This is a genomic window from Anaeromassilibacillus sp. 1001302B_160321_C8 (assembly GCF_015554745.1).
Taxonomy (GTDB): Bacteria; Bacillota; Clostridia; order Oscillospirales; family Acutalibacteraceae; genus Anaeromassilibacillus; species Anaeromassilibacillus stercoravium.
This window is the reverse complement of the sequence record NZ_JADNJD010000015.1, coordinates 1-25271: the sequence shown is the minus strand read 5'-3', so window position 1 is coordinate 25271 and position 25271 is coordinate 1. Positions and strand designations below refer to the sequence as shown.

Sequence of the window (25271 nt, the reverse complement as noted above, 5' to 3'; positions counted from 1 at the left end):
ACCAGCCGTCTGCCTGGACCTCAATTCCTTATATATGATCCACATGCCGGGGGCATACCGTCCATGAGATCTACAAAATCATAACCAGCGTGCCTGCGGTAATCAGGATTCCGCCCAAGACCGTTTTGACGTCCACCTTTTCGTGTAGAAACAGGAAGGCCAACACCATGGTGATCACCACGCTGAACTTGTCGATGGGGACCACCTTCGAAACAGGGCCGATTTGAATGGCATGGTAATAGCAGATCCAAGAGAGCCCCGTCGCCAATCCGGACAAGATCAAAAACAAAAAGCTTTTTGCCGAAATATGGCTAATCCCCGCCTGCGCGCCAGTGGCAAATACGATTCCCCAGGCCAAAACCAGCACCACTACGGTGCGGATGGCCGTCGCCAGGTTGGAGTCCATATCCTCGATGCCGATCTTCGCCAAAATAGAGGTCAACGCCGCGAACACCGCGGAACCAACTGCAAATGCAATCCACATTTTGCTCTTTTCGCTCCCCTTTGTCATTCTTTCGGCCTCACTTTACTTGAGTTCTACGATGGTCACGCCCGCTTCGCCCTCGCCAAAGGTGCCCAGGCGGAAGCTCTTCACGTTGGGGTGGCGCTTGAGATGCTGCTGCACGGCGGCGCGCAGGGCGCCGGTCCCTTTCCCGTGGATGATGGTGAGCATATTGATGCCCGCCAACACCGCGGAATCGATGAACTGGTCGACATTCATCAGCGCTTCATCCGATGTCTGACCGCGCACATCCAGCTCCATCGCCGCGCGGACATTGGCGCGGTTGACGCTGCGGGTGACCGACCCCTGCGGTTTTTTCACCGGCTTTTCGTTGAGCAGCCGCAGATTGGAGACCGGCACACGTGTCTGGATGATGCCCGCCTGGACCAGTGCGGTCTTGCCGTCCTTATCCGGGGGCTGAAGAACCGTCCCCTTCTTGTCAATATCATAGATCAACACCGGGTCGCCCTTCTTGAGGGGGCGCGGAAGGACATACGCTTCCTCGTCCTTTTTCCGAACCGGGTCAGCTTCGTTCTCCAGCGCGCGCAGGCCGGATTTCAGCTTGGCCTTTTGCTCCGCTGTGAGCGCCTTATTCTTCTGCTTTTTGAGTTCCTCCATTTCGTTGAGCATCGCGTCGATCTGGCCGCGCGTGCGGGCGATCAGCTCAGAGGCACGGCGGCGGGCTTCCTCCATTTCGCGGTCCGCCTGCGCGTCGATGGCATCTTTGCGCTCCTTTGCCGCGCGGCTGGCTTCCTCCGCCTCCAAACGCTGGCGCTGTGCCTCCTTGCGCTCCTCTTCCAGGCGCTGGCGGCTGGTCTCCAAGCTCTGCACGACGTCCTCAAACCGGGTATTCTCGCTGGAAACCAGCTCCCTGGCGTGCTCCACAATCTCCGGGTCCATGCCAAGGCGCAGGGAAATCGCAAACGCATTGGAGCGTCCCGGCACGCCGATCAAGAGACGGTATGTCGGCCGCAGCGTCGTCACGTCGAATTCGCAACAGGCGTTCTCCACACCCTCTGTCTGCAACGCATAGGCCTTCAACTCCGCATAATGCGTCGTCGCCGCAATGCGCGTCCCTTTGCGGCGCAACGCCTCCAAAATGGACATCGCGAGCGCGGCGCCTTCGATCGGGTCCGTCCCCGCGCCGAGCTCATCCAGCAAGATCAGGCTGGATGCATCGGCCTGTTCAAAGATTTTGATAATATTCGTCATATGGGCGGAAAACGTCGAGAGGGATTGCTCGATGCTCTGCTCATCGCCGATATCCGCCAACACATGGTTGAAAATCGAAATCTGGCTGTTGTCTGCCACCGGCAGCAGCAGGCCGCACATCGCCATCAGCGTCAACAAACCAACCGTTTTCAACGAAACGGTCTTGCCGCCGGTATTCGGGCCGGTGATCACCAGGGTATCAAAATGCAGGCCGAGTTCAATGTCGGTCGGCACCACCTTTTCCTTATCGATCAGCGGATGGCGCGCCCGTTTGAGTTCGATCTTCCCCTCGTCATTGACCAGAGGCAGGGTCGCCTTCATCTTATAGCCCAAATTGGCCTTGGCAAAGATCAGGTTCAGCTCCACCGCCTCTTTGTATCCGGAAATGATCCCGCTGGCAAAATTGCCCGCCTCTGCGGAGAGCTCCGCCAGGATGCGCTCCATTTCCGCCTGCTCCTGGGAGAGCAGCACGCGAACCTCGTTGTTTGCCTCCACAACGGCCATGGGCTCGACGAACACCGTTGCGCCGGAGGAGGAGGTATCGTGAACCAAGCCGGGCACATCGCCGCGGCACTCCGCCTTGACCGGCACGACGAACCGCCCGTCGCGCATGGTGATGATCGGGTCCTGTAGGTATTTTTGGGTGACCGGCGACCGCACCATTTTTTCCAATTGTTCCCTGGCGCGCGAAGATGCGGAGCGGATCTTCCGCCGGATGGTCGCCAGCTGTGGGGAGGCGTTGTCCGCCATCTCCTCCTCGGAGAGGATTGCATGGTTGATCCGGTCCTCCAAGTACTTGTTCGGCATAATCGCATCGAACCGGTCGTCGAGGATGCTCTTCACGCCCTCGCTTTTGCTGCGCCAATCCACAATCCCGCGCAGCGTGCGCAGGACGGTGGCGATGCGCAGCAGCTCCGTCATATTGAGTGTGCCGCCCGCTTCCGCCCGGCGCAGGGAATTCGATACGTCCTTGAGGCCGCCAAAGGACGGCGCACCAAAGCGCGCCATCATGGTGTGGGCCTCGTCCGTTTCCGTCAGAAGGCGTTTCACCTGGGACAGGGACGTGGAGGGGCGCAAATTTTGCGCCAGTTCCGCCGCCGCGTCACAGGAGGTCTCTTCCGCCAATAAATGTAAAATTTTATCCAGCTCTAAAGCCTTAAAATGTCGTTCCATTGTTTCACTCATGACTGTTCCTCTTGATTCTCCTCGCCCGCCGGTTTTGTCATGGTCACATGCGGGCAGTATTCATCCAAATAGGTTTCTCCCTTGGCATGGTAGCCGATTGCCTCATAGAACCCCTGCGCCCGCACCTGGGCGGAGAGGGTAAACGCCTTGGCCCCATGCTGGGCAGCGACCTGTTCCAACTTCTGCACAACCAGCGCGCCAAGCCCTTTCCCGCGGTACGGTTTCAAAACCGCCACACGGCCGATGGTCCAAATGCCATCCGAGCCTTGCTTTGGGAACACGCGCCCGGTCGCAAGCGCAGCCCTGTCCTCCCAAAGCACCACATGCCAGGCCTCCGGATCGATTTCATCAAACTCGTTGTGAAACCCCTGTTCGTCCACAAATACGGCCTGGCGAATCCGGCACGCTTCCGGATTGTCCTCCAAGCCTTTTGTACATTGCTCGGTAATCATATGCATTCCTATCCTTTATCCAGTTTCTCCGTCTGTGTTCCTTCCGCGGACGCTGCCCTCCCGCCCGGTTCCGCCTGGTGATAGAAATCCAGGGTGGGGAAGCTGCGCCCCAAGGTGTTCAGCACATAGGCTTCGCTGGCCCTGGCCACTTCCCAAAGCCCTGCCTCCGGAAGGCGGAACGCAAACAGCTTGTCAAAATCCGCATATACAGTATGGCGCAGTGCGGTCAGCGCGCCGGGGGAAAGCGGCACCGCCGGCTCCGCCCCCTGGGAATAACACGATTGGCAATAGAGGACGCCGCTGCGCGGCAAAAACAGCATGGTCTCCGCCTCATAGCAGGCACAGCCGGCACAGCAGACTAGGTCCGGCATATAGCCCGCCAAGGACAGCATCCGCATCTCCACCGCCGCTTTGACGAGCAAATGCGGCCGGGTCCCCTTCGATAAATAGTAAAACGCCCGCAGAAGCAGACGCAAAAAATCCCCCGCCTCAGCCTCCTGCGGAGCAAGCGCACCGGCGAGCTCACAGAAATACTGGGCAAGGGATAGGCTCCCGATGTCGCGCCGCAGATCAAAAAACACCTCGACCGGCTGTGCATCGTCGATTATGTATTTATCCCGCCCCTTATAAATGAGAAAGCGGGAATAGCAGAGCAACTGGGTAGCGGAGAGCTTGCTGCTGCGCAGCAGCTTGGCCTTCCGCGCAAAAGCACGCAACACGCCTTCCTCCCGGGTGAGCACCGTAATCAGCCGGTCGCTCTCACCCACCTGCCGCTCCATAATCACCAGGCCGTCTGTCTCGATCTGCATGGGAATCCTCCTGCCGGGCGGCGTTCTGCTGTTTGCATTGGGTGTAGATCAGATAGTCCTGTACGCGGCCCGTCTGCGTAAAGCAGGACCACGCCGCCTGCTCGTCATAGTCGTCCATTCCGTTCGCCCCTTTTCCAAGCAATCTTCGCGCAACTCCTTCGTTCCATAATACCTAGATTTGTGGAACCTGTTCATGTTTACTATGTGCAAAAGGGAAACGGGTATGAACGGTAATATCTGTTATATGTTTATAGAATTATGTGTCGAAACTGCTGCTATCGTAGCCAAGGCTCCGCAGGATCGCGTCGCTGTTGCGCCAACCCTCTTTCACCTTGACCCAAAGCTGCAAATTGATTTTACAGCCAAAAAAGCGCTCCATATCCTCGCGGGCATAGGTACCGACCTTTTTCAGCATGGCACCGCCCTTGCCGATGATGATCCCCTTGTGGGAATCGCGCTCGCAGAAAATGGTCGCGTGGATTTCGGTCACGCCGTTCTCCTGCTCGCGCATCCGCTCCACCGCCACGGCCACGCCGTGGGGGATCTCCTTATCCAGCAGGCGGAGCAATTTTTCGCGGATGATCTCCCCTGCCAGCACGCGCTCGGGCTGGTCGGTCAGGGTATCGTCGTCAAAGAAATGGCCGCCGGGCATGGCGAGCTTTTTGAGCTCGTCCATCAGGATGCGCACGCCGTCGCCGTTTTGCGCCGACACCGGCACCACCGCTTCGAACGCAAACAGCCCGGAAAGCTCTGCGATCTGCGCCATCAGGATACTCTTGTCCTGCAAGAGGTCGATCTTGTTGATGGCCAACACCGCGGGCATGTCAAGCGACCGGAATTTTTCGATCAAATCGAGGTCTGCCGGGGAAATCTTCTGCCCTGCTTCCACCACCAGCAGGCAAGCGTCCACGCCGGAGACGGACTCCGTCACGGAGCGCACCATATAATCCCCCAGCCGGTTGCGCGGGCGCATCAGGCCGGGCGTGTCGATAAAGACCAGCTGATCGGCCCCTTCCGTCAACACGCCCATAATCCTCGTGCGCGTCGTCTGGGGTTTGCTGGACACAATGGCCACCTTTTGCCCAAGCATCCGGTTCAAAAGCGAGCTCTTTCCCACATTGGGGCGGCCTACGATCGCAATAAAAGCGGTCCGGTCCTCCGGCCGCATCGTTTCCAGTTCCATTCGTTTTTTGTTTCCTTTCTGCCGCATTTAGGGCGTCCGCGGAAGCTTTTTCTTTCGGAAAAAGTCCCGAATGCCGAGCGGTCCTGCCAGAATGTATACCAACGCCAAAGCGATGCTCGCCAAGAGCACAGCGATCATGGCGGGGTTGTCCAAAAAATAGCGCCAGATGCGCAGGAACGCAGCGGGCTGCCAAAACAGGCATACCCCGACTCCCACGGCAAACCCGGCGCAAATCAGCACGCCGCCCGCCGCCATATCCTTCACAATCCGCACCACCGGGTGGAAACTGGGCGCCACAAGGTCGCAAAGTTCCTCCGCCACGGTGTTGAACGTCTCAGCCGTCAAAACGAGGGCGAACGTGACCAAAAGGATGGCATACCGCGCGCGTGACATCTCAAAGAAGGGCGAAAAAGCCAATACATACAGCACAGCGACTGTATGTATCCGCATGTTCCGTTCGTTGTTGATACAGTAAACAATGCCTCGCAGGGCATATTTCAGGCTTTTAACAAACCGCAAGTTTACTCCTCATCCTCATCCAAAACATAGCTGCTGGAAGCGGGCAGGCCGAGCTGCGTCATCACCTGCTCCTCCTTCTCACGCATGCGCACGCGGTCGATGCCGCCCTGCTCGTGATCATAGCCCAGCAGATGCAGCATCGAATGCGCCGTGAGATAGCCGACCTCGCGGTCTAGACCGTGGCCATAGCATTCCGCCTGCTCCACCGCCTTTTCCATGGAGATCACAATATCCCCCAGGATCTTCGCGCCGGTGGCGTGGTTTTCATCGTAGACGCCGTTTTCGCCCATCGGGAACGAGAGGACATCCGTAGGCATATCCTTATTGCGATACTGCTTATTCAGCTCTTGAATCTGCTTGTTGTCCACAAACGTCACGCTGATTTCAGCGGGCTCGCTGAAATTTTCCATGCGCAGCACTGCGTTGCAGCAGCGGCGCACCAACATACGCAGGCCCGTGGGGATTTTTACTGCTTTTTGCCGGTTGTCGATGATTACTCTGACTTTTTCCATGATAATTAACGCCTGCCTTCCTGATATTTTTCATACGCTTTGATAATATCCTGCACCAAACGGTGGCGCACCACATCCTTTTCGTTGAATGTGACCTGTGCAATATCGTCCACATTGCGCAGGATTTTGATGGCTTCCTTCAATCCCGAATGACGCCCATCCGGGAGATCGATCTGTGTGACGTCGCCGGTGATGACCATTTTGGAACCAAAACCCAAGCGGGTCAAAAACATTTTCATCTGCTCCGGCGTGGTGTTCTGCGCCTCATCCAGGATGATGAAGCTGTCGTCCAATGTTCTGCCGCGCATATAGGCCAACGGCGCAACCTCAATGTTTCCGCGCTCTACATACCGCTGGTAGGTCTCCGCCCCCAGCATGTCGAACAATGCGTCGTAAAGGGGCCGCAAATAGGGATCCACCTTCTGTTGCAGGTCGCCGGGCAAAAAGCCCAATTTCTCGCCCGCCTCCACCGCTGGGCGGGTGAGGATGATCCGGTTCACCTGCTGGGCGCGGAACGCTGTGACGGCCAGCGCAACGGCCAGGTACGTCTTTCCGGTACCCGCCGGTCCAACGCCGATGGTGATGGTGTTCTCTTTAATCGCGTTGCAATATTTTTTCTGGCCCAGGGTCTTGGGCTTCACCGGCTTGCCCTTCGAGGTAACGCAGATGCAGTCCCCTGCAAGGGTTTCGATCTTTTCCTCCGTCCCCTCGTTGACCAGGGCAATGCAATACCGGATATTCTGTTCGCTCAACACTTCGCCGCGGTTAATCAGGGTCAAGAGGCTCTCGATCACCCGGACGGCCTTTGCCACGTTTTCCGGTTCGCCGCTCACCTTGATCTCCGACCCGCGTCCGACCACATTGACGGTATATTCATTTTCGATCAACTTAATATTTTCATCGAAGCTGCCGAAAAGCGCCACGGCCTGCTCCATTCGGTCAATATTGATTCTTTGCTCAAACATCCTTAATCTCCAACCTGGCGCGGCAAAATTTCGATCACACCGGCACCCGCGCCATTCCTTTTCACACCGATCCGAATAAAATGATTATAACACACATAAATTCGTTCGTCATTAATTTGACCGCAAAATTCATAAAAAAATCAAGATTGCAGAAAAACTTCCGACTCTACACCGATATTTTCTTCGCAGTCCACATCCACGCGATAGTACAGCACCCCATCCCGGACCTCAACGGTCTCCTCCTGGGCTGTAATCTTCGCGTCCCCGATCTGTTCCTTCTGTTGAATTGCGACGTCCTCGCGCGCCTTTTCCAGCGCCTCCTCCTGGGAGAGCGGCACGGTCCGCCGCGTTTCTTCCACCCAATTCTCTGTATAGAACGAGATGGGCAATAGGGAATCCATCACCTTGAGCCGCACCTGCTCCGCTTCCAGACGGTAGACGCCGTCCGGCTTCCCGGTAAAACTCAGCGGGATCCGCAGGCCAAACAGGGTTGCGCTCCGCCGCGTCACCATATGCCCGGTCTCCTGTACGATCTCCTTTTGCATCTCCACCTGGGTGGTAAAGGTATGTTTGGTCGCGGCGATGATCTTTCCCGCCGCGTGCTTCAGTGTGCTCCGTCCATAGGTGTCCTCCACCACGGCGTTTAAGAGCAATTGGCCTTCCACCACAGCGTCGCCCTCCTTCACCTCCGGTGTGCCGGCATAGACCTCCATGTAAAGGATCTGCCCGGTTGCCTTTGCCAGGATATTACAGGCGCGCTTGTTGGTGTCCAGGTCCGGTTTTTCCGAGAGTTCCTCCAGCTCTATTTGGACGAGGCAACCGGACGTGTTTACGGAAAGCCAGCTCGCCTGCGGGAAGGCGTTCATCAGCTGCTGCTGCAAGAGTTTCGCCTGCACGTCCTTTTTCCATACGCCGGGCTTCAGCCCCAGCTCCGCTGCCACGGATTCGATCTGCTCCGTTGGGATTCCCTCGTTTCCTGAAACCTCCACGCTCCAAACGTGGAGCGACAAAACTTGAATGAGCAGGAAAGCGAGGACCGCTCCCGCCACCAGCCCTTTCCTGCGCCGGAGAAACGCAAGCCGGAACGGCATGCCCCGGCGCTCCTGCACTTTCAAGACACACTTCGTTTTGCGGGCGGCCGGCAGCAAATGGCGGTAACCGCCCGCGAAAATGCAAGCGGTGAACGTTTCTTTCTTTTCAATATTCCAAAGGCTGATCCCGTTTCGTGCGCACTGGTTTAAAAATTGTTCCGGCGCGCCGCGTATGGAAAAGCGGACGGTGCCCATCACCCAGCGGAGAGCATGCAATACGATCACGCACAATCCTTCCCTTCCCAGTTTGGATGTGTATTAGGAGAGAAATTCAATCCCGGTAATGAAGCCTTCCACGACTAAGGAATCGGCGGTCAGGCAACGGATCACCAGGCAGCGCCCGGTAAACCGAAGCGTCATCCTCCCGGCACGGACGCGCACCACATCCGTATCGTATTCCAATACTCCCCGGCATCCCTCCAAAACGACCTCATGATTCCCTTTGACCTCCATATATGTGGACATGGGGAGGCTGTTGAATCTCTGTGGTCGCTTGTTTTCGATCTTTTTTTCGGCCAATCCGCCTCACCCCAAACTTTCTCACTTTATATCGTGCTCTCATAAACCTATGCAGCCAAATCCCTAAATAAAACTTTCTATCCAAAAAAGTCCATGCATATGGGTCTGAACGCGGCTCAAAGCATCATATGATTGGGACGAACCTGTTTGAACAAGGGAGGCCCTTTCCATGAAAAAACACTTTGCACGCCTGCTCCTGCCCCTCGGCGTCCTTTGCGCCGCCGCGGCATTGCTCTTTTATCCCACTCAGGCTGCGGCCGGAGCCAAACGAGGGATTGGATACTGTGTGGATATTTTGATCCCCTCCCTTTTCCCTTTTATGGCGCTCTCCGTGTTTGTTGTAAAATCCGGGCTGGCTGCTTCCATGGGTAGGCTTGCCGCCGGCCCATGCCGCATCCTCTTTGGATTGCCGGGGAGCGCAGCGGCGGCGATTGTCATGAGCATGGTGGGCGGCTATCCGGTGGGTGCGCGTGCCGTGGCCGCGCTCTGCCAAGAGGGGGAAATCACCCCGCAGGAAGCAGCGCGCATGCTCTGCTTCTGCGTCAACTCCGGCCCCGCGTTCGTCCTCAGTGTGGTGGGGGCGGGCCTTTTGCGCAACGCCCAGGCTGGCGTAATCCTTTTGGCCTCACAGCTCTCCGCGTCCCTGCTCCTGGGGATTCTGTGCAGCTTGGGCGTCTCCCGCAAACAGCGCGGAAAAGCCGTCTCCCAAAAGGGAATGGGCGCCGCGCAAGCGCTGATCTGCTCCGCTTCCGACGCGGCGCGCTCCATGCTCTCCATGTGCTGCTTTGTCATCTTGTTCGCCGTCTTGCTAGATCTTTTGCGGGTATTTCTTTCCTCCCCCACCGCATCCACTTTTGTTTCCATTCTGCTGGAGGTGACCGGCGGCTGCAACGATGCGGTGCAGCAGGGCCTCCCCCTATGGGTCCTCTCCTTTGCCATCGGCTGGGGCGGCATCTGCGTGCATTTTCAGATTCTTTCCTCGATCTCCGGCATCCCGATCGGCATGCCCCGCTTTATGCTGTTTCGCCTGTTTCACGGCCTGTTGGCGGGCGGGATCACCTTTGGCCTCTGTGTCCTTTTTCCGGAGGCAGCGCCGGCCTTTGGCAACACAACCGCGCCCCTGCACGGCGTCCTGATGGGTTCCGTCCCCGCCGCTGTTGCCATCGTCGGCCTATGCATCCTTCTCCTGCTTCAATGCCGGAAGGACAACCGAATCGAAACTGCAAAGCAATAGTGGAATTTTTGCAGAAATTCTGCTATAATAGTTAGCCTATGGTATGGTTTCAAGGACAACCGGCAAAGGAGATGCAACATGGCCTGGAAAGGGATCAAAAAATTTTTCCGCAGTGATATCGAAGTCCGCTGCGAATACTGTGCACACAGTTCGGATTTTGACGGGGCATGCGTCTGTCAATTGGGGAAGTACCGCACGCCGGAAGGCGAATGCCGCAGCTTTTCCTATGACCCACTCAAGCGCACGCCGCAGAATCTGCCGCCGCTGCGCGAATACGACCCGGAAGATTTCAAACTATAATTTCGATGCCCGGCCACCCCTGGATGTCACGCCGCCGGGGATGCCGGGCATTTGCACAAAGGAAGGAAAGAAACGATGGACAAGCCAACCCCTGCACAAAATTCATTTCATATCCGCTTTGCGCAAGAAGCGGATATTCCCGCTATCTTAGGATTTATTCACGCCCTCGCAGATTACGAGCACATGTCCGACCAGGTAATCGCGGATGACGCCCTGCTGCGGGAATGGATTTTTGAGAAGAAAAAGGCCGAGGTTCTGATCGGCGAAGAACACGGGTTTCCGGTCGGCATGGCCCTCTTTTTCCACAATTTTTCTACCTTTCTGGGGCGCGCGGGTATCTATTTGGAGGACCTGTTTGTCCTGCCGGAAAAGCGTGGAAACGGCTACGGCAAAGCCCTGTTGGAGCGCCTCGCGGCCATCACCGTTGCACGTGGCTGCGGGCGGCTGGAATGGAGCTGCCTCGACTGGAACCAGCCGAGCATCGATTTTTACCGGTCTATGGGAGCGGTGCCCATGAGCGAATGGACAACCTACCGTCTCACAGGGGATACGCTGCGCACGGTCGCGCGCCAAAGTATCGCGCAGCGTTTGGAGCTCCGCCCGCTGGATGAAACACTCCTGGAGGAATATGGCCGCCTGCATGCGTTGTCCTGGCGTTCTGTGTATCGCGGGATATTGCCGGATGATTTTCTCGAGCAGGAATACACGCCGGAAAAGAGGACCGCCGCTCTGCGCAAATCCTGGGAAAATCGTTCCAATGAGCAATTTTACATCGTTTATGTGGACGGCGTCCCCGCTGGCATGTTGGCCTTCTGCCCCACAGAGGATGCCAACGTTGGGGATGTGAAGGGCCTGTATCTTCTCCCTCCATTTCAAGGGCAGGGATTTGGCCGCGCGTTGATGGATTGGGCCTTGGAGAAACTAAAGGCGCTCGGCTGCCGGGAGGCAATCCTCTGGGTACTGGAAGAAAATCAACCGGCGCGCGCTTTCTACGCCCACTACGGTTTCCTTCCGGACGAAGGCCGCCAAGAGTTGACGCTGGGGAAACCGGTCACCATCGTGCGCTACCGCAAACAAATTGCGTAGATGCATTGCCTTTTCTGCATGGCATTGGTATAATAGAGATAAATTGGAGTAAATTTATCTACAATAAAAGGGTACGCCCCTTTCCGGCGGTCCCTTTGGAGGAATTTTTATGCTGGAATTAAAAAATATATCTCTCAACCTTGCCGATAGCAAGGACATTTTAAACGACGTTTCCCTCAATGTGGAGAGTGGAAAATTCGTCGTGATCACTGGGCCAAACGGCGGCGGAAAGTCCACATTGGCAAAGATCGTCGCCGGCATTTTCAAGCCGACGTCCGGCCAGATTCTCTTTGACGGCCAGGATATTACCAACGCCAGCATCACAGATCGTGCGCGTATGGGGATCAGCTATGCATTTCAGCAGCCGGTCCGCTTCAAGGGTATCAAGGTGCGCGACCTCATCACGCTGGCTGCCGGCCGGGAATTGACCACCTCCGGAGTGTGCGAATATCTCTCGGAAGTCGGCCTTTGCGCGCGCGACTATGTGGACCGTGAGGTCAACGCAAGCCTTTCCGGCGGCGAAATCAAGCGCATCGAGATCGCCATGGTCATGGCGCGCGGGACAAAGCTCTCTATTTTTGACGAGCCGGAGGCCGGCATCGACCTGTGGAGCTTCCAAAATTTGATTCAGGTATTCCGTAAGCTGCACGACGGCATCCACGGTTCGTCGATCATCATCATTTCCCATCAGGAGCGCATCATGGAAATTGCCGACGAGATCGTGGTGCTTTCCAACGGAAAAGTCTTGACGCAGGGGACGCGCGAGGAAGTGCTGCCCAAGCTGCTGGGCGGAACAGATACCTGCCACTTCTGCCCGCGAGAGGAGGGTGTATGATGGACAACATTGCAAAAAAGTTATTGGAATTGGTCGCCGATTGGAAGGGCGAACCGACGAAATCGGCTTTTAATATCCGCGAAGATTCGGAATGTGCCGGACGGCAAAATACAGAAAACGTCCGCATCGAATCCAAGACGGACCGCCCTGGCATCGATATCATCGTCAAGAACAACACCAAAGGCGAAAAGATCTACATCCCCGCGCTGGTCACGCACAGCGGTGTCAAGGACTTGGTCTACAATGATTTTTACATCGGAGAAAATGCCGATGTGACAATCGTCGCCGGCTGCGGCGTCAATTCCGACGGCTGCGACGGTGCGGAGCACAACGGCATCCACCGCTTTTTCCTCGAAAAAAATGCACGGGTCGTCTATGTGGAGAAACATATCGGCATGGGCGAGGGTACGGGTGAACGCATCATCAACCCGCAGACATATATCGAAGCGGCGGAAGACAGCTATATGGAGATGGAAACCACCCAAATCAAGGGTGTGGATTCCACCAAGCGCTTCTCGAAGGCCATTTTGCAGGATCGCGCAAAGTTGGTCATTAAGGAAAAAATCATGACGCACGGCAAGCAGTATGCGGAGACAAGCTTTGAGGTTGATCTGAATGGGACGGATTCCAGCGCGCATCTCGTCTCGCGTTCGGTTGCGCGCGACGATTCGAAACAGCTCTTCCTCTCCAAGGTGAACGGCAACGCCAAGTGTGCCGGGCATTCGGAATGCGACGCCATCATCATGGACAACGGTTGTGTGAGCGCGATTCCGGAAATCAGCGCCAATTGCGTGGATGCTGCCCTGATCCATGAAGCGGCAATCGGCAAGATTGCCGGCGAGCAGTTGATCAAACTCATGACGCTCGGTTTGACGGAAAAGGAAGCCGAAACACGCATCGTGGAAGGATTTTTGGAATAAGCATAGATTCGCTCAATGGAAGCACCATCGGATTCGCTGTCTGCACATTCGATGGTGCTTTTGTTATGTCGTGTTAATGACAAAATTTCTCTGCAAGCCTCCTTTTTCAATGTATATTTTACATAGTAATCTATTGAAAATTTTAAAATTTTAGTGTAAAATGTTTCTATCGATCATATCCTTAAACGGCTTTAAGGGAACGAAACCAAGCAAAAGAAATGTGGTGAGGACATGGATGTTTTTAGCCCGCTGGTCAATCAAGGAATCGCACTCGATTATTTAATTTCTGTACATTATTATGAATTTACACAGGACTTCTCTTCCTCAAAAGTTGCACATGACTGCTGGGAGTTTCTTTATGTGGACAATGGGCAAGTTGAAGTGTCTACGGAACATGCCATCTATCTTCTTCGGAAGGGGGATATTATCTTCCATAAACCGGAGGAGGTCCACAGCATATCGGTCCGGGGAGCGCATACACCCAACTTAATTCTGGTTAATTTTTGTTGCCATTCCCCCGCCATGCGTTTCTTCGAGCACAAAATTCTTCGTGTGAGCGATTCGGAAAGCCTGCTCTTGGCGGCCATGATCCGCGAAGCGCGCAATGCATACGCGACTCCTTTGGACGCTCCGCCTTCGCAACCCTTAGAGCGGCGCGAAAACGCTCCCTTTGGGGCGGAACAACTGATTCGAATCAGCCTGGAACAAATGCTGATCGACCTGATTCGAAAAGGGAATATCGTCGATGCAAATTTAAAAATTAGTTCCTCCATCCGCGAAAAGGCCAACCAGGACACCTTCACCAAAATCATCACGTATTTGGAGAACAATGTTCACCGCAGCCTCACATTGGATGATGTATGCCAGAACAATTTGATCGGCCGCTCGAACCTGCAAAAAATGTTTCGCGCCAAAACGGGAGGCGGGGTGATGGAATACTTTTGCCGGCTCAAGATTGAGGCCGCCAAACGGCTGATCCGCCAGGGCGGGCAAAACTTCACAGAGATTGCACACGCGCTTGGGTTCTCCACCATCCATTATTTTTCCCGCCGGTTTAAGGCCATCACAGGAATGACCCCGACGGAATACGCCTCCTCCGTCAAGCTGCGCGCAGAGGAAGACGTCTCTGTCGAGGGGCCTTCCGTCCAGATTGCCACCTGACCCTTCCAATCCACTGTATATTTTTTCCGCCCTTTCAAAGACTAGAAGTATCACTTCTTTATGGAAGGGCGGTTTTTTATGTATCAAACAGATTTCTTTCCTCTCTTTTCCCAAAAGGATGGAAGGGAGGCGTTTCGTTCTTGATGGAGTCGCTTTGGAGTAAAACAACGGATATGCCCGCTTATCCCCCACTGCGCGGAGAGCTCCGTGCAGATGTCGCGGTAATCGGCGGGGGAATGGCGGGCATTTTAATTGCCTACTTTCTCGCAAAAGCAGGGCTTCACCCGGTGGTCCTGGAAGCCGAGCGGATAGGAAGCGGGCAAACCAAAAATACTACCGCCAAAATCACCTCCCAACATGGTTTGCTCTATGCCCGCCTAGTCGAACAATTTGGCGAAGAATTGGCTCAGCAGTACGCACACGCCAATCAAAAGGCATTGGAACACTACCGCACTCTGATCGCGGAACTGGACATTGACTGTGCATTCACCCAATGTCCTGCCTATTTGTATTCCACCCTGGAAGAGGAACCCCTCGTCCGGGAGGCACAAGTGGCCAGAAGGCTGGGCATCGAGGCAAACTTTACTAGGCGTACCGAACTCCCTTTTTCGGTCCGCGCTGCGGTCCGCTTTGACGGACAGGCGCGTTTCCACCCCCTGCACTTTTTGCGGGTAATCGCTTCCCATTTGGAAATTTACGAGCATACGCCCGTCCAATCGGTAGAAGAGCATCGCCTTTTGACGCCGCATGGGGTGGTGATGGCCGAAACGATTGTTTTTGCCTGCCATTACCCCTTTCTTAACATGCCGGGATATTATTTTATGCGCATGCATCAGGAGCGCAGCTATGTGCTGGCATTGGAAAATACCGCTAAGATGGAAGGAATGTATCTTGGTATCGACGAGAACGGGCTTTCCTTCCGGCCGGATGAAAATGTACTCCTTCTCGGCGGGGGAAGCCACCGCACCGGAGAAAATGCCGCAGGCGGGCGATATGCCCGTCTGCGCCGGCTGGCACAGCGCTATTGGCCGGAAAGCCGTGAAATTGCCGCCTGGTCTGCACAGGATTGCATGACCTTGGATGGCGTTCCCTACATCGGCCCGTTCTCCTCCTCAACGCCCCATTGGTATGTCGCCACAGGGTTCCAAAAATGGGGAATGACTTCCTCCATGGTGGCGGCACAGATTTTGACCAGCCAAATCATGGGACGAAACCATCCGGACGCCGAAGTCTTCTCTCCACAGCGGTTCAAGCCCTCTGCATCTGCCAAAATGCTGATCGAGGAAACAGCGCATGCAACCGCCGGGTTGTCGCGTACCTTCTTCAATCCACCGCGCGCGGAGCTGGACGCCCTCTCGCCAGGACACGGCGGAATTGTAGAATACGACGGCAAAAAAGCGGGCGTATATAAAGACGAACACGGGGAGATTTTCGTCGTGTCTGTGCAATGCCCGCATCTGGGTTGCCAATTGGAATGGAATTCGGACGAAAAAAGCTGGGACTGCCCTTGCCATGGCTCCCGGTTCGATTATAAAGGCAATCTTCTGGATAATCCCGCACAGGAGGATCTTCCCCATGCATGAAAATCATCTGATCCATGAAAAATCGCCCTATCTTTTGCAGCATGCCCACAACCCGGTGGATTGGTATCCCTGGGGGCCGGAGGCGTTCCGTGTAGCAAAGCAAAACAACCTGCCCATCTTTTTGAGCATCGGCTATTCCACCTGTCATTGGTGCCATGTGATGGAACATGAATCCTTTGAGGATGAAGAGGTTGCCAATCTGCTGAATCAACAGTTTATCGCTATCAAGGTAGACCGTGAGGAGCGCCCCGACATCGACACGGTCTACATGGAGGTTTGCCAGTCGCTTACCGGTTCCGGTGGTTGGCCCCTCACGATTTTGATGACACCTGCACAAAAGCCCTTTTTCGCTGGAACGTACCTCCCTAAACATGCCCAATATGGAACAGCGGGGCTTATAGAGCTGCTGCAAGAGGTTTCTAAGCTCTGGCGTGAACAACCGGAGATGCTTTTACATTCCAGCGAGCAAATCGCCGCGGAACTCCAAGAACGCTCCGCGCAGTTTCACAGGGCAGCCGAGCCAAGTTTGTCTTTATCCGACCGGGCGGTTCGCCAATTACAGGATCGTTTCGACCCCCACTATGGAGGATTCGGGGCCGCGCCCAAATTTCCGATGTGCCACAATTTGCTCTTTTTGCTTCGGTATGCGGCGCGGACAAAAAATCGCAAAGTGCAAGAAATGGCTCTCCAAACGCTCGGCCACATGTATCGCGGCGGCCTCTTTGACCATATCGGAGGCGGCTGTTCCCGCTATTCCACGGACCGTCGTTGGCTCATTCCGCATTTCGAAAAGATGCTCTATGACAACGCGCTTCTCGCCTATACCACGCTGGAGGCATTTCAAATGACCAGCCGCTCCTTTTTCCGTACGATGGCAGAGCAGACGCTCCAATATCTCTTGCGGGAATTGACCTCCCCGGAGGGAGGGTTCTACTGCGGGCAGGATGCGGACAGTGACGGAAAGGAAGGGGCATATTACGGATTCACGCCGCAGGAAATCGAGCATCTACTTGGCCCCAAGGATAGCGCTGCTTTCTGTGCGTATTTCGGGATCACACCCCGTGGAAACTTTGAAGGACAGAATCTTCCCAATCTCTTGGATCATCCGCTTTACACGGAGCCGCCCGCAGAGATAGAAAGCCTTTGCAAAACCGTCTGCCAGTACCGCCTCTCCCGCCTGGAATTGCATCTGGACGATAAGATTTTGACCTCTTGGAATGCTCTGGCGATTGTAGCCTTCACGAAGGCTTATACTGTTTTGGATGACGTCCGCTATTTAGAAGCTGCGCAACAAGCGCACGCATTTCTGCAAAGGCATCTGCGCACGGCCGACAGCCGCCTTCTGGTGCGCTGGCGGGCAGGAGAAGCGGCCTATCCAGGGCAATTGGATGATTATGCCTATTACGCCTGGGCATTGCTTGAATTGTACCATACAACCTTTGATTTTTCCTATTTTGACGAAGCGGTTACGCTTGCCACAACGATGGTTCATTCCTTTTTCGACAACCAACACGGTGGTTTTTACTTTTATGCATCGGATGCAGAACAACTGCTGACCCGCCCCAAGGAATTCTATGACGGTGCGCTTCCTTCCGGCAACGCGGTGGCAACGCTTGTGCTGGTTCGTCTGGCTGCGCTGACGAATGAACCAGATTGGCGCACGTATGCGGATCTTCAGCTTCGTTTTCTCGCAGGGAATATTGCCGATTTTTCCATGGCGCATTGTTTTGCACTTTTGGCGTTGGAAGAGGCCTTAGATCCGCCAAAGAGCCTCTTATGTTCTACCGTTGGTTCTGTCCCGTCCGAGGCCCAACCGTTTCTTCGAAAGCAACCTATCCATATCTTGGTGAAAAACACAAATAATGCACCGGCCTTGGAAAAAATTGCTCCATATACCGCGAATTATCCTATCCCGGCAAACGGTGTGATGTATTATCTATGCCGAAATGGGGCTTGTCTGGCGCCGGTAGAGCAACTGGAACAACTGAAAGAAATGCTATGAACACTTCATCGTAGCAAGAAATCCTATGGAAAATCGGAAAGTCTTTGTCCGTATTCCTATCGATGAAGCAGATGATTCTGCTCCCTGAGCCAAAATTTTTCTAAAAACAGCAAGGACCCAGCCTCGGAGTTCCGAGGACTGGGTCCTTGCCGTTTTCAGGGAAAGGCAGTGCCCTTTCCCCTTTATTCTAGTATCTTCGATTATCCAATCGGACGCACAGCGGGCACACAGTGCCTTTCGCGCCTACGGCGGACGCACAGCGTCTTTCGCGCCTACGGCGTTCCCTACGAAAGCAAACTGCGAGGAGTTTGTTTTCCGCTCCATATCGGGAAAGCCCTACAGAAGCAAACGAAAAACTTTATAAAGGCAGGAAGCCATCATTCTGCACCAGATGTGGAAAAATTAAAGCATTCGGATATAAAAAGGCCCTAGCCTTGGGAACTCCCAGGGTTAGGGCCTTGCTGTTTATCAGGAAGAATCCTTTGCTTTTATTTTGTCATTTCAACTTAGCCAATCGTCACTGCACAGTGTTTGACTGGGGCATTGCCCGGCAGGGTCGTGTAAACGCCCGTGCTCTGGCCCGGCGTACCGGTGGCATAGACTCTGTAGTAGTAGTCGTTGCCAACCTTCGCCACGAACTGCGTCTTCAGCACATCGCCGTTGCCGGCCGTGAAGCTCGGCGCCATGGCGTTGCCGTTCACGACCGTCATCTTGAAGCAGTACGCGCTGCCTCTCTTCAAGGTGAAGTTCACCGTCGTATCGGAAACCACATACGCATTCGCTGCCACGCTCTGGCTTGCAGATACAACGCCCGCTGCGCCGTATGCATTGCCAACGTTCGCAGAGGTGCTGCCGCTGTTCTTCGAGCTCGTGGAGGTGCTCTTCTCGACCAAGCCGTCGATGCTGTTCTCCAGCACTTCGACTGCATCCGCAACCTCTTCTTCGGTCGCCTGGTCGTCGTTCAAAACTGCCTTTGCCGTGCTCAATGCGGCCTTCATCGTTGCCACGCTCTTCGTCGTGTACTTATTGGTATTGATTGCCTCGGCTTCCCCGATCAATGCTTCCAGCGCATCCTTATTCGGGATCATGCGCAGAGCGGAGATCGCTGCCGTAAGGTCTTTCACTGCGGTATCCACCGCATCCTGCGTTGCGTTTTCATTTGCCAGGACGGTTTTTGCCTCTTCCAGAGAGGTCTCAAAGCTCGTCCATGCGTCGTTCTGGGTGTACTGATCCGCATTTGCAACAATGCCGTCGCCCTTGAGGACCAGCGCTTCCAGCTCGGTGATGTCTGCGCGGTAGACCAAGCCATAAATAGCGTCATACAGCGCATCCACTGCTGCGGTGATGTCCGCTTCCAGAACTTCCTCGTCGTCCATCAGGTCAGCAGCTGCTGCATACGCTTCGTCCAGCGCTGCCAGGCTGTCCGGCGTGAACAGGTCGCGGTTGATGGACTCTGCGATCTCCATCGGGATTTCCAGCTGGCTCTTATCGCCTGCGACAAAGCTCAGATAATGCAGTGCGTCGATCAAGTTGCTCCATGCGGTGTTGATCTCGTCCTGCGTTGCGGTCTTCTTGGCTTCGACGTCCTTCGCCGCCTGCAAGGCCGCTTCGTACTTCTCTTTCACGGACGGTACGGCTTCCGCTGCTTCGTCCGCCCGGCCTTCTGCAATCTCAATGGCAGCGCGCAGGTTCTGCTTGTCTACCACTGTGAAGCCAAGCTCGATCGTGGTGTCCGCGTTCGGCATAGCCGCGCTGTACACATACCCGGCAGCGTCAAAGCTGTCTTCCGCAATGGCTTCGCCGTTCACGGTGACGCCTGCGATCTCGCGGCCTTCTACGCTCGGTGCAAAGGTCAAGTTGAGTTCGGTGTCCGCCATCACGTTGGCCGAATATTTGCCAAGCAGGTTGGCAATCGTCTGGCTCTCGCCGTCGATGCTCAGCTCGACTGACTTCGGGAAGGTGACGGTCAGCGTATGCTCGCCCGGCACTTCCGGCTCATTGGGGAAGTCCGGGGAATTCGGCGTGGTCATGGCTGCATAAAGAATGCTCCTTGCAATGCAGACTGCCATCTGGCTGGCATCCTCTGGGAGTGCTTCCGCATCTGCAATGGCGCGCTCCAAACGGGCCAAGCTGGTTTCAGTAAAGTTGGATGTATCAACCGCCTTTGCCTGTGCCAAAACATCTGCCAATTTCTCGCGGTCTTCCGTGGTGTCCGCGCGGAAATCGGTCGTGATTTCCAATTCTTCCGAGTTTGCAATCACCGTATTGTCCTTGAGCGCAACAAACTTCACATAATAGGTCCCCGCCTCTGGAACGGTGAAAGCGACTTTGTCCTTCGCATGGCTTGGGTGATGCGCAATATTGGTTTCCTCATGTGTGTAAACACCGGGCTCGGTTCCATACAGCACTTTATAACTGTTTGCGCCGGAATTCAGCGGATAGTAAGCCATCAGGGTATTGTACGCGGAAGTGACATCTACGTCCAATACAGTGGGTTTCTGCATTTCCTCCAGCTCTTCCGCACTTAGCGGCCGCACAAGGACGTTATCCACATCAAAGCTGCGCTGATAACTGCGCATACCGATTTTGCCGGTTTGATAGCGGCTGTTTGCATCTGCCCAACGGTATACCAATTCTCCATCGATGTAGAATTGGAAGGTATCATGCCATGCAATGACCTGAAGCGTGTGGGGTTCTCCCACTTTAAAGTCAAATCCTTCTTCTCTGGCCAACTGATACCAATTTCCATCGCCATAGCCCATAATCCAATAATTGTGTCCGATGCCAAAATAATATCCATGGAAATTATTGGCTCCAGCGCCTTCATTGGTACTGCGGAAAATAATACCGGCATTTTGTGTGTTATCCTGTGTCAACGTGATGTCGGCCTTGACAACATAATCGCTCCATGTATCGTCTCCCGCCATTGCTTTGACGTCGCCGTCTGAACCAAAGTGCAACAATCCATCGGAAATCTGAATTTTGTCAGTTGCACCATGCTTCGTCCAAGCGGCATTAGAAGCGTCTACATCGGAAAAATCATCCGAGAAATTCGCTTCGACATAAGGTGGATATTCCGAATCAGGCTGATCATCCTCATTTACAAAACCTTCAAAGACCTTCAAATCCTCTTCTGTCACCGGACGGACTTGGACTCCATTCGCCGTAAAGGCTTCTTTCCAAGAGCGGAAACCAACGGTTCCAACCGCATAACGGCTATCATGGAAGCGGTATACCAGCTCGTCGTCTACATAGACTGCAAAGTACTCATCGCGGGCGACTACCTTAATGGTGTAAGTCTGGCCTGCCTGGAAATCGCGCGGAATCCCAGCAAGCTGGTTCCAGCCTCCGTCAGCATAGCCTATCACAATACCATTTTTGCCGATACCGGCGTAGTATCCATAATATTCATCCGCATTGTTGCCGAACTTTGTTCCGCGGAAAATCAGCCCTACATCCCGGTATTCGTTTTTATCAATGGTAACTTGTGCTTCTGCAACATAGTCCGACCAATCGTAAGCTTCTTCCAGATCCAAAACCGCTTTTACGCGCTCGCCTACTCCGAAATGAATTTGCGAGCGGTTGTCCGGTGTTTCCTGGATTTCTACCAAACCTTCCGGATCATACAGAAGCCAATCGCGTTCTGTATCTTCGACGGTTCCAAATCCGGTATAAGAGGCCTGTGGTACATCGGGATTTGGCTTTAGAATATCCTCCGAACCAGGTTCAACAGCGCATTCGGCTGTAACTTCTTCGCCCTTAATAACGGCTGCAATCCGTACAAAACAGGTCTCTTCTGGATCAATGCCTGAAAGTGTGATCGTCCCTGTTTCAAACCCAGTGACCGTGTTGGTATAGACCCCTTCCTGCGTTCCATATTCCACGCGGAACGGCGTCTCCTGGGGATCAAGGTTTGTAATGACCTTCACCACATCGTCCGAACGCTTTGTGTGGACAATCTTGATGGTATCCACTGTCCGGCGAATCGGAATCACTTCGATCTGATCGGCCCGTGCATCCACCAAACGGATATTGTTGTATTGGCCGGCATCAAAACGGAGGTCTCCGGGGATCAATCCCTTCAGGTTTTCAATGGTCGCCGGTCCGGAAGAAAGATCGATCTCCTGAGAATATTTTCCGTTAATGATGACGCTTCCCGTTCCCTCGCCGCGAATTTCCAGGGTATAGTCGCGCGCTGCGGGTACCACAACATTGTCAAATTCCTGATAAGTAGTTCCATGGACTGTAACTTCCTTCGCATCCACATCCGCTGTCTTTATGATTGTATCGGAAGGTTCTCCGATTTTGGGGAAGTGGGTAACACGCAGGCGGCCGCATCCATAGGGAATCAGCTCGATATCCTCGACCAAGCTTTCATCGTATGGGGTCGGGCCAAAGGGCTGCGGGCCGGCGATATTACCGTCCAACGTCCAAGACGGGATGATCTGGCCTTTCCCTTTTAGGATAACGGGCGCATTGTCCACACTAAAGGGCTGAAGCGCCACATCTTCTGCTTCCACAAGCTCGAAGCTCTCCGCTGGATTTTCCCGGTTGACAATCAATCCATAGTTCCAACGGCTTGCCGGATAAATTTCACGCAGAGGGGACTGCTCCTGATGTGCCTGCTGAATGTCGCGGGCGTCGTTGCTGTCTTCTGTGCGCCAATCTTCTTCAATCTTGAGGCTGAAAATCAGGGGGCCTTTTTCCACAGCAACCGAATCGTTGTACCAGGTGGAGGTCTCCAATTCGCTCGGCAGGCGTACGTCGACTTCATCACCGGCTTGCCAGTCGCGTTTGATGGTATAATATTCGCCGGTAATAACGCCTTCCTGTTCCTCTCCATTGACCGAAACTTCCGGAGCTTCGCACCATTCCGGGATGCGCAGTTTTAGTTCAAATTCCGCGGTTTCCCCGTTGTAAGTCAGGTGGATTGCGTCCTTAAAGGGGTAATCCGTTTCCTGCACAAATTGTGCCGTCTTTCCGTCTGCAACCTTAGCGGTCACACTGTTTGGGCCGTAGGCTACCAGCGCAAGCCCATTGTCCTCTGTTGCCATCCACATATTCTGGACAAATTTTGGCCATCCCATGTGGCAGTTCGGGAAACAGCATTCGTACCCGGCCGGAGCGCCATAAGCGATGTCATCACCGTGGTCACAATCGAACTCATGGTATCCCACTGTGGAGATCACCTGGTTTTGCAGCTGATAATAGCACTGTCCACTGAAGTCCGGCGTAAAGCAAGCGGGCAGCGAATTGTATGCCAAGCGTTCCATGTGATCCGCCGTCCAGACGTCTCCAAAGATACGCTCCGATATTTCCGCTGTCAACAATCCTTCCACCACGCTGCACGTCTCATTGCCGCGTGTCGAACGATTATCCCTAGCCCGTTCATCGGCATTGGGCTGATTGTCAATTCGGCCATGATCCACACTATAATTGAAAATACCATTACGATAGGCGACTTTATCCGCCTCATCGCCGCTAAGCTGATAATAAACCGGCGGCGCTTTGATTCCCTGTGTGGTATTGACTACATGCTCGCGTATTGTCGTATTGTTGCATTTGTCCTGCCAATCCCAGGTTTGCTCATAGAGCAACGTTCCCAGATCGAGCAGCCACTGGCTGGCTTCCGGGTCTGCGGGATCATATACCTGGTTATAAAACCAGAAAACACATTCGAGATTGTCTCCCCCGCGGGCGTCGCCCCAATCGCTGAGGGGCCGGTTGGGAAGTTCTTTTGCCTGATAACGGTAGTATTTTTCAAAGAAAGGCAGTACCCGCTCATCCGGATTCCCTTGGTGAACGGTAGCCTCATAATAATCGCGCATTCCCATCAGGGCAGGCATACGGGACCACCAATTTCCCAGGCTGCTGGTGGGGCCAAAAGCGCCGGACTCCGTCTGGCTGCTTAAAATCGCCTCCACCCATTGCTGTGCCTCTTCTTTTAATGCGGCATCATCCAACGCATACGCCAATGCCACCAATCCGCGGAAGAAGTAGGTGCCTTTTTCCCAGTTGTCCCCGCTTTGATGGTTGAGCCATTCACTGGTCTCATAGTTGTAATTGTTGAATTTTTTCATATTGCCGGTCAAATTGTCCTTTTGCAGCAAAAGCTGGTTTTCCAACCAGTCACGCGCTTTTACTGCTCCTAAAGGCAACTGCACCAACGGGGTTTCCAACAACTCTCCCTGATTGGAAACATAATTAACATTTCCACGTCGGGAGGACTCCGCTTCGGCGGAAGCCGGTACTGCCATACTACAAAGCATGGACACCGCCAGAACGCAGGCCGAGACTCGCCGCCAAAGCTTTCCAGTTCTTTTCATAAAATTCACTCCTCCTATTCAAATTTTGGCATTCTTATGCCAATTTTACGTCTATCAGTATAGCAGTCTAACGCGCACGAGTATTTACAGTTTTCCTGGATTCTTTTACAATTTTTTGTGCATTTTAAAATTTACTATCTAACTAGAAAAGCCTCTCAACACACAATTTCTAACCTTTTGAATAGGCCGCTCCATAAAATACCGTAAACACGCAAAAAGCCCCCACCCCAGAAATTCTCCCGGGGTGAGGGCCTTGCTGTTTATTAGGGGACACACGGCGTCTTTCGCGGACCTCCGGTCGGGACGCGGGCACACAGTGCCTTCCGCGCCTACGGCGTTCCCTACGAAAGCAAACTGCGAGGAGTTTACTTTCCGCTCCACAGGGAAAGTCCTACAAGAACAAGGGGAAAAACGCCTAAAGACACAGGAAGCCATCGTTCTGCATCCGATCTGAAAAAGAAAAGCATGGAATATAGAAAAGGGCCCAGCCTCGGGAAAACTCCCGGACTGGGCCCTCGTTGCTTATAGGGAAGGACCTCCAGTCGGGACACGCCTCTGGCGGCAACCACGAAAGTAAACCGCGATTATGGCGTGTTTCGCTCCACAAGGGAGTGTCCTTTAGAAGCATTTATCCAATCGTCACCGTGCAATGCTTGACGGGACGTTCAACGTCTTACGCGGACGCGCAGCGTCTTTCGCGCCTACGGCGGGCACAAAGTGCCTCTCTCGCCTACGGCGTTCCCTACGAAAGCAAACGGAAAAGAGTTTGCTTTCTGCTCCATATTGGAAGCTCTATGGAAGCAAGCAAAAATCACAATCCCACCACATGCAAAAAATAGACGAATAAAACACAGAAGGACCCAATCCTGAGGATT

General features: G+C 54.2%; 20 protein-coding genes. 8 read left to right on the top strand and 12 right to left on the bottom strand.

Going from position 1 to position 25271, the window contains the following annotated elements; translation table 11 throughout:
* Positions 1-70: 70 nt before the first annotated feature.
* The 11 genes from I2E77_RS10350 to I2E77_RS10300 form a co-directional block, all read right to left on the bottom strand.
* Positions 71-484 carry an EamA family transporter gene (locus tag I2E77_RS10350; RefSeq protein WP_087234833.1) on the bottom strand — a complete coding sequence of 138 codons (414 nt, stop codon included), beginning with the start codon at positions 482-484 and terminating at the stop codon, positions 71-73.
* A 42-nt stretch (positions 485-526) separates the two neighbouring features.
* Positions 527-2887, bottom strand: a complete 2361-nt coding sequence (locus tag I2E77_RS10345; protein WP_087234834.1) for an endonuclease MutS2 — start codon at positions 2885-2887, stop codon at positions 527-529.
* Positions 2888-2895: 8 nt separating this feature from the next.
* Positions 2896-3351, bottom strand: coding sequence for a GNAT family N-acetyltransferase (locus I2E77_RS10340; protein WP_237966679.1), 456 nt, complete (start codon positions 3349-3351; stop codon positions 2896-2898).
* A gap of 8 nt (positions 3352-3359) precedes the next feature.
* The gene (gene recO / locus I2E77_RS10335) at positions 3360-4160 is read right to left on the bottom strand and encodes a DNA repair protein RecO (RefSeq protein WP_191362440.1); all 801 of its coding nucleotides are present in this window, start codon (positions 4158-4160) and stop codon (positions 3360-3362) included.
* Positions 4111-4302 carry a hypothetical protein gene (locus tag I2E77_RS10330; protein WP_140400391.1) on the bottom strand — a complete coding sequence of 64 codons (192 nt, stop codon included), beginning with the start codon at positions 4300-4302 and terminating at the stop codon, positions 4111-4113. The genes recO and I2E77_RS10330 overlap by 50 nt, the downstream gene beginning before the upstream one ends.
* 114 nt (positions 4303-4416) lie before the next feature.
* The gene (gene era / locus I2E77_RS10325; protein WP_087234835.1) at positions 4417-5343 is read right to left on the bottom strand and encodes a GTPase Era; all 927 of its coding nucleotides are present in this window, start codon (positions 5341-5343) and stop codon (positions 4417-4419) included.
* A gap of 27 nt (positions 5344-5370) precedes the next feature.
* On the bottom strand, positions 5371-5862 hold the full coding sequence (locus I2E77_RS10320; protein WP_087234828.1) for a diacylglycerol kinase family protein: 492 nt from the start codon (positions 5860-5862) through the stop codon (positions 5371-5373).
* 2 nt (positions 5863-5864) lie between these two features.
* Complete coding sequence (ybeY, locus tag I2E77_RS10315; RefSeq protein WP_087234829.1) at positions 5865-6374, bottom strand: rRNA maturation RNase YbeY; 510 nt, start codon at positions 6372-6374, stop codon at positions 5865-5867.
* Positions 6375-6379: 5 nt separating this feature from the next.
* The gene (locus I2E77_RS10310; RefSeq protein WP_087234830.1) at positions 6380-7339 is read right to left on the bottom strand and encodes a PhoH family protein; all 960 of its coding nucleotides are present in this window, start codon (positions 7337-7339) and stop codon (positions 6380-6382) included.
* A gap of 140 nt (positions 7340-7479) precedes the next feature.
* Positions 7480-8655 carry a sporulation protein YqfD gene (locus I2E77_RS10305; protein ID WP_195451192.1) on the bottom strand — a complete coding sequence of 392 codons (1176 nt, stop codon included), beginning with the start codon at positions 8653-8655 and terminating at the stop codon, positions 7480-7482.
* A 33-nt stretch (positions 8656-8688) separates the two neighbouring features.
* Positions 8689-8949: a YabP/YqfC family sporulation protein gene (locus tag I2E77_RS10300; protein WP_243252596.1), complete on the bottom strand. Its 261-nt coding sequence runs from the start codon at positions 8947-8949 to the stop codon at positions 8689-8691.
* Between the two features lie 169 nt (positions 8950-9118).
* On the opposite strand from I2E77_RS10300, the gene I2E77_RS10295 reads away from it, so the two are divergent.
* From I2E77_RS10295 to I2E77_RS10260, 8 genes are all read left to right on the top strand, one after another.
* Positions 9119-10183 (top strand): sporulation protein, encoded by a 1065-nt coding sequence (locus tag I2E77_RS10295; protein ID WP_195451191.1) that lies wholly within the window; start codon positions 9119-9121, stop codon positions 10181-10183.
* Between the two features lie 78 nt (positions 10184-10261).
* A complete protein-coding gene (locus I2E77_RS10290) occupies positions 10262-10483 on the top strand; it encodes a hypothetical protein (protein ID WP_195451190.1) in 222 nt (73 codons plus the stop codon).
* 75 nt (positions 10484-10558) lie between these two features.
* Positions 10559-11569 carry a GNAT family N-acetyltransferase gene (locus I2E77_RS14280; protein WP_195451189.1) on the top strand — a complete coding sequence of 337 codons (1011 nt, stop codon included), beginning with the start codon at positions 10559-10561 and terminating at the stop codon, positions 11567-11569.
* A gap of 109 nt (positions 11570-11678) precedes the next feature.
* Positions 11679-12404: an ABC transporter ATP-binding protein gene (locus I2E77_RS10280; RefSeq protein ID WP_087235278.1), complete on the top strand. Its 726-nt coding sequence runs from the start codon at positions 11679-11681 to the stop codon at positions 12402-12404.
* On the top strand, positions 12401-13324 hold the full coding sequence (locus I2E77_RS10275) for a SufB/SufD family protein (protein ID WP_243254901.1): 924 nt from the start codon (positions 12401-12403) through the stop codon (positions 13322-13324). The genes I2E77_RS10280 and I2E77_RS10275 overlap by 4 nt, the downstream gene beginning before the upstream one ends.
* A gap of 231 nt (positions 13325-13555) precedes the next feature.
* On the top strand, positions 13556-14485 hold the full coding sequence (locus I2E77_RS10270; RefSeq protein WP_191395635.1) for an AraC family transcriptional regulator: 930 nt from the start codon (positions 13556-13558) through the stop codon (positions 14483-14485).
* Between the two features lie 143 nt (positions 14486-14628).
* On the top strand, positions 14629-16068 hold the full coding sequence (locus tag I2E77_RS10265) for an FAD-dependent oxidoreductase (RefSeq protein ID WP_191448736.1): 1440 nt from the start codon (positions 14629-14631) through the stop codon (positions 16066-16068).
* Positions 16061-18070 (top strand): thioredoxin domain-containing protein, encoded by a 2010-nt coding sequence (locus I2E77_RS10260; RefSeq protein WP_195451188.1) that lies wholly within the window; start codon positions 16061-16063, stop codon positions 18068-18070. Before I2E77_RS10265 ends, I2E77_RS10260 begins: the two co-directional genes overlap by 8 nt.
* Before the next feature lie 506 nt (positions 18071-18576).
* Here I2E77_RS10260 and I2E77_RS10255 read toward each other — a convergent pair.
* Positions 18577-24396, bottom strand: a complete 5820-nt coding sequence (locus I2E77_RS10255; RefSeq protein WP_195451187.1) for a family 16 glycoside hydrolase — start codon at positions 24394-24396, stop codon at positions 18577-18579.
* Between the last annotated feature and the right edge of the window lie 875 nt (positions 24397-25271).

Excerpts from the sequence above, each read along its gene's own strand:
- I2E77_RS10350 (WP_087234833.1), bottom strand. The coding sequence starts at position 484 with ATGTGGATTGCATTTGCAGTTGGTTCCGCGGTGTTCGCGGCGTTGACC.
- I2E77_RS10345 (WP_087234834.1), bottom strand. The coding sequence starts at position 2,887 with ATGGAACGACATTTTAAGGCTTTAGAGCTGGATAAAATTTTACATTTA.
- I2E77_RS10340 (WP_237966679.1), bottom strand. The coding sequence starts at position 3,351 with ATGATTACCGAGCAATGTACAAAAGGCTTGGAGGACAATCCGGAAGCG.
- recO (WP_191362440.1), bottom strand. The coding sequence starts at position 4,160 with ATGCAGATCGAGACAGACGGCCTGGTGATTATGGAGCGGCAGGTGGGT.
- era (WP_087234835.1), bottom strand. The coding sequence starts at position 5,343 with ATGGAACTGGAAACGATGCGGCCGGAGGACCGGACCGCTTTTATTGCG.
- ybeY (WP_087234829.1), bottom strand. The coding sequence starts at position 6,374 with ATGGAAAAAGTCAGAGTAATCATCGACAACCGGCAAAAAGCAGTAAAA.
- I2E77_RS10310 (WP_087234830.1), bottom strand. The coding sequence starts at position 7,339 with ATGTTTGAGCAAAGAATCAATATTGACCGAATGGAGCAGGCCGTGGCG.
- I2E77_RS10295 (WP_195451191.1), top strand. The coding sequence starts at position 9,119 with ATGAAAAAACACTTTGCACGCCTGCTCCTGCCCCTCGGCGTCCTTTGC.
- I2E77_RS10290 (WP_195451190.1), top strand. The coding sequence starts at position 10,262 with ATGGCCTGGAAAGGGATCAAAAAATTTTTCCGCAGTGATATCGAAGTC.
- I2E77_RS14280 (WP_195451189.1), top strand. The coding sequence starts at position 10,559 with ATGGACAAGCCAACCCCTGCACAAAATTCATTTCATATCCGCTTTGCG.
- I2E77_RS10280 (WP_087235278.1), top strand. The coding sequence starts at position 11,679 with ATGCTGGAATTAAAAAATATATCTCTCAACCTTGCCGATAGCAAGGAC.
- I2E77_RS10275 (WP_243254901.1), top strand. The coding sequence starts at position 12,401 with ATGATGGACAACATTGCAAAAAAGTTATTGGAATTGGTCGCCGATTGG.
- I2E77_RS10270 (WP_191395635.1), top strand. The coding sequence starts at position 13,556 with ATGGATGTTTTTAGCCCGCTGGTCAATCAAGGAATCGCACTCGATTAT.
- I2E77_RS10265 (WP_191448736.1), top strand. The coding sequence starts at position 14,629 with ATGGAGTCGCTTTGGAGTAAAACAACGGATATGCCCGCTTATCCCCCA.
- I2E77_RS10260 (WP_195451188.1), top strand. The coding sequence starts at position 16,061 with ATGCATGAAAATCATCTGATCCATGAAAAATCGCCCTATCTTTTGCAG.
- I2E77_RS10255 (WP_195451187.1), bottom strand. The coding sequence starts at position 24,396 with ATGAAAAGAACTGGAAAGCTTTGGCGGCGAGTCTCGGCCTGCGTTCTG.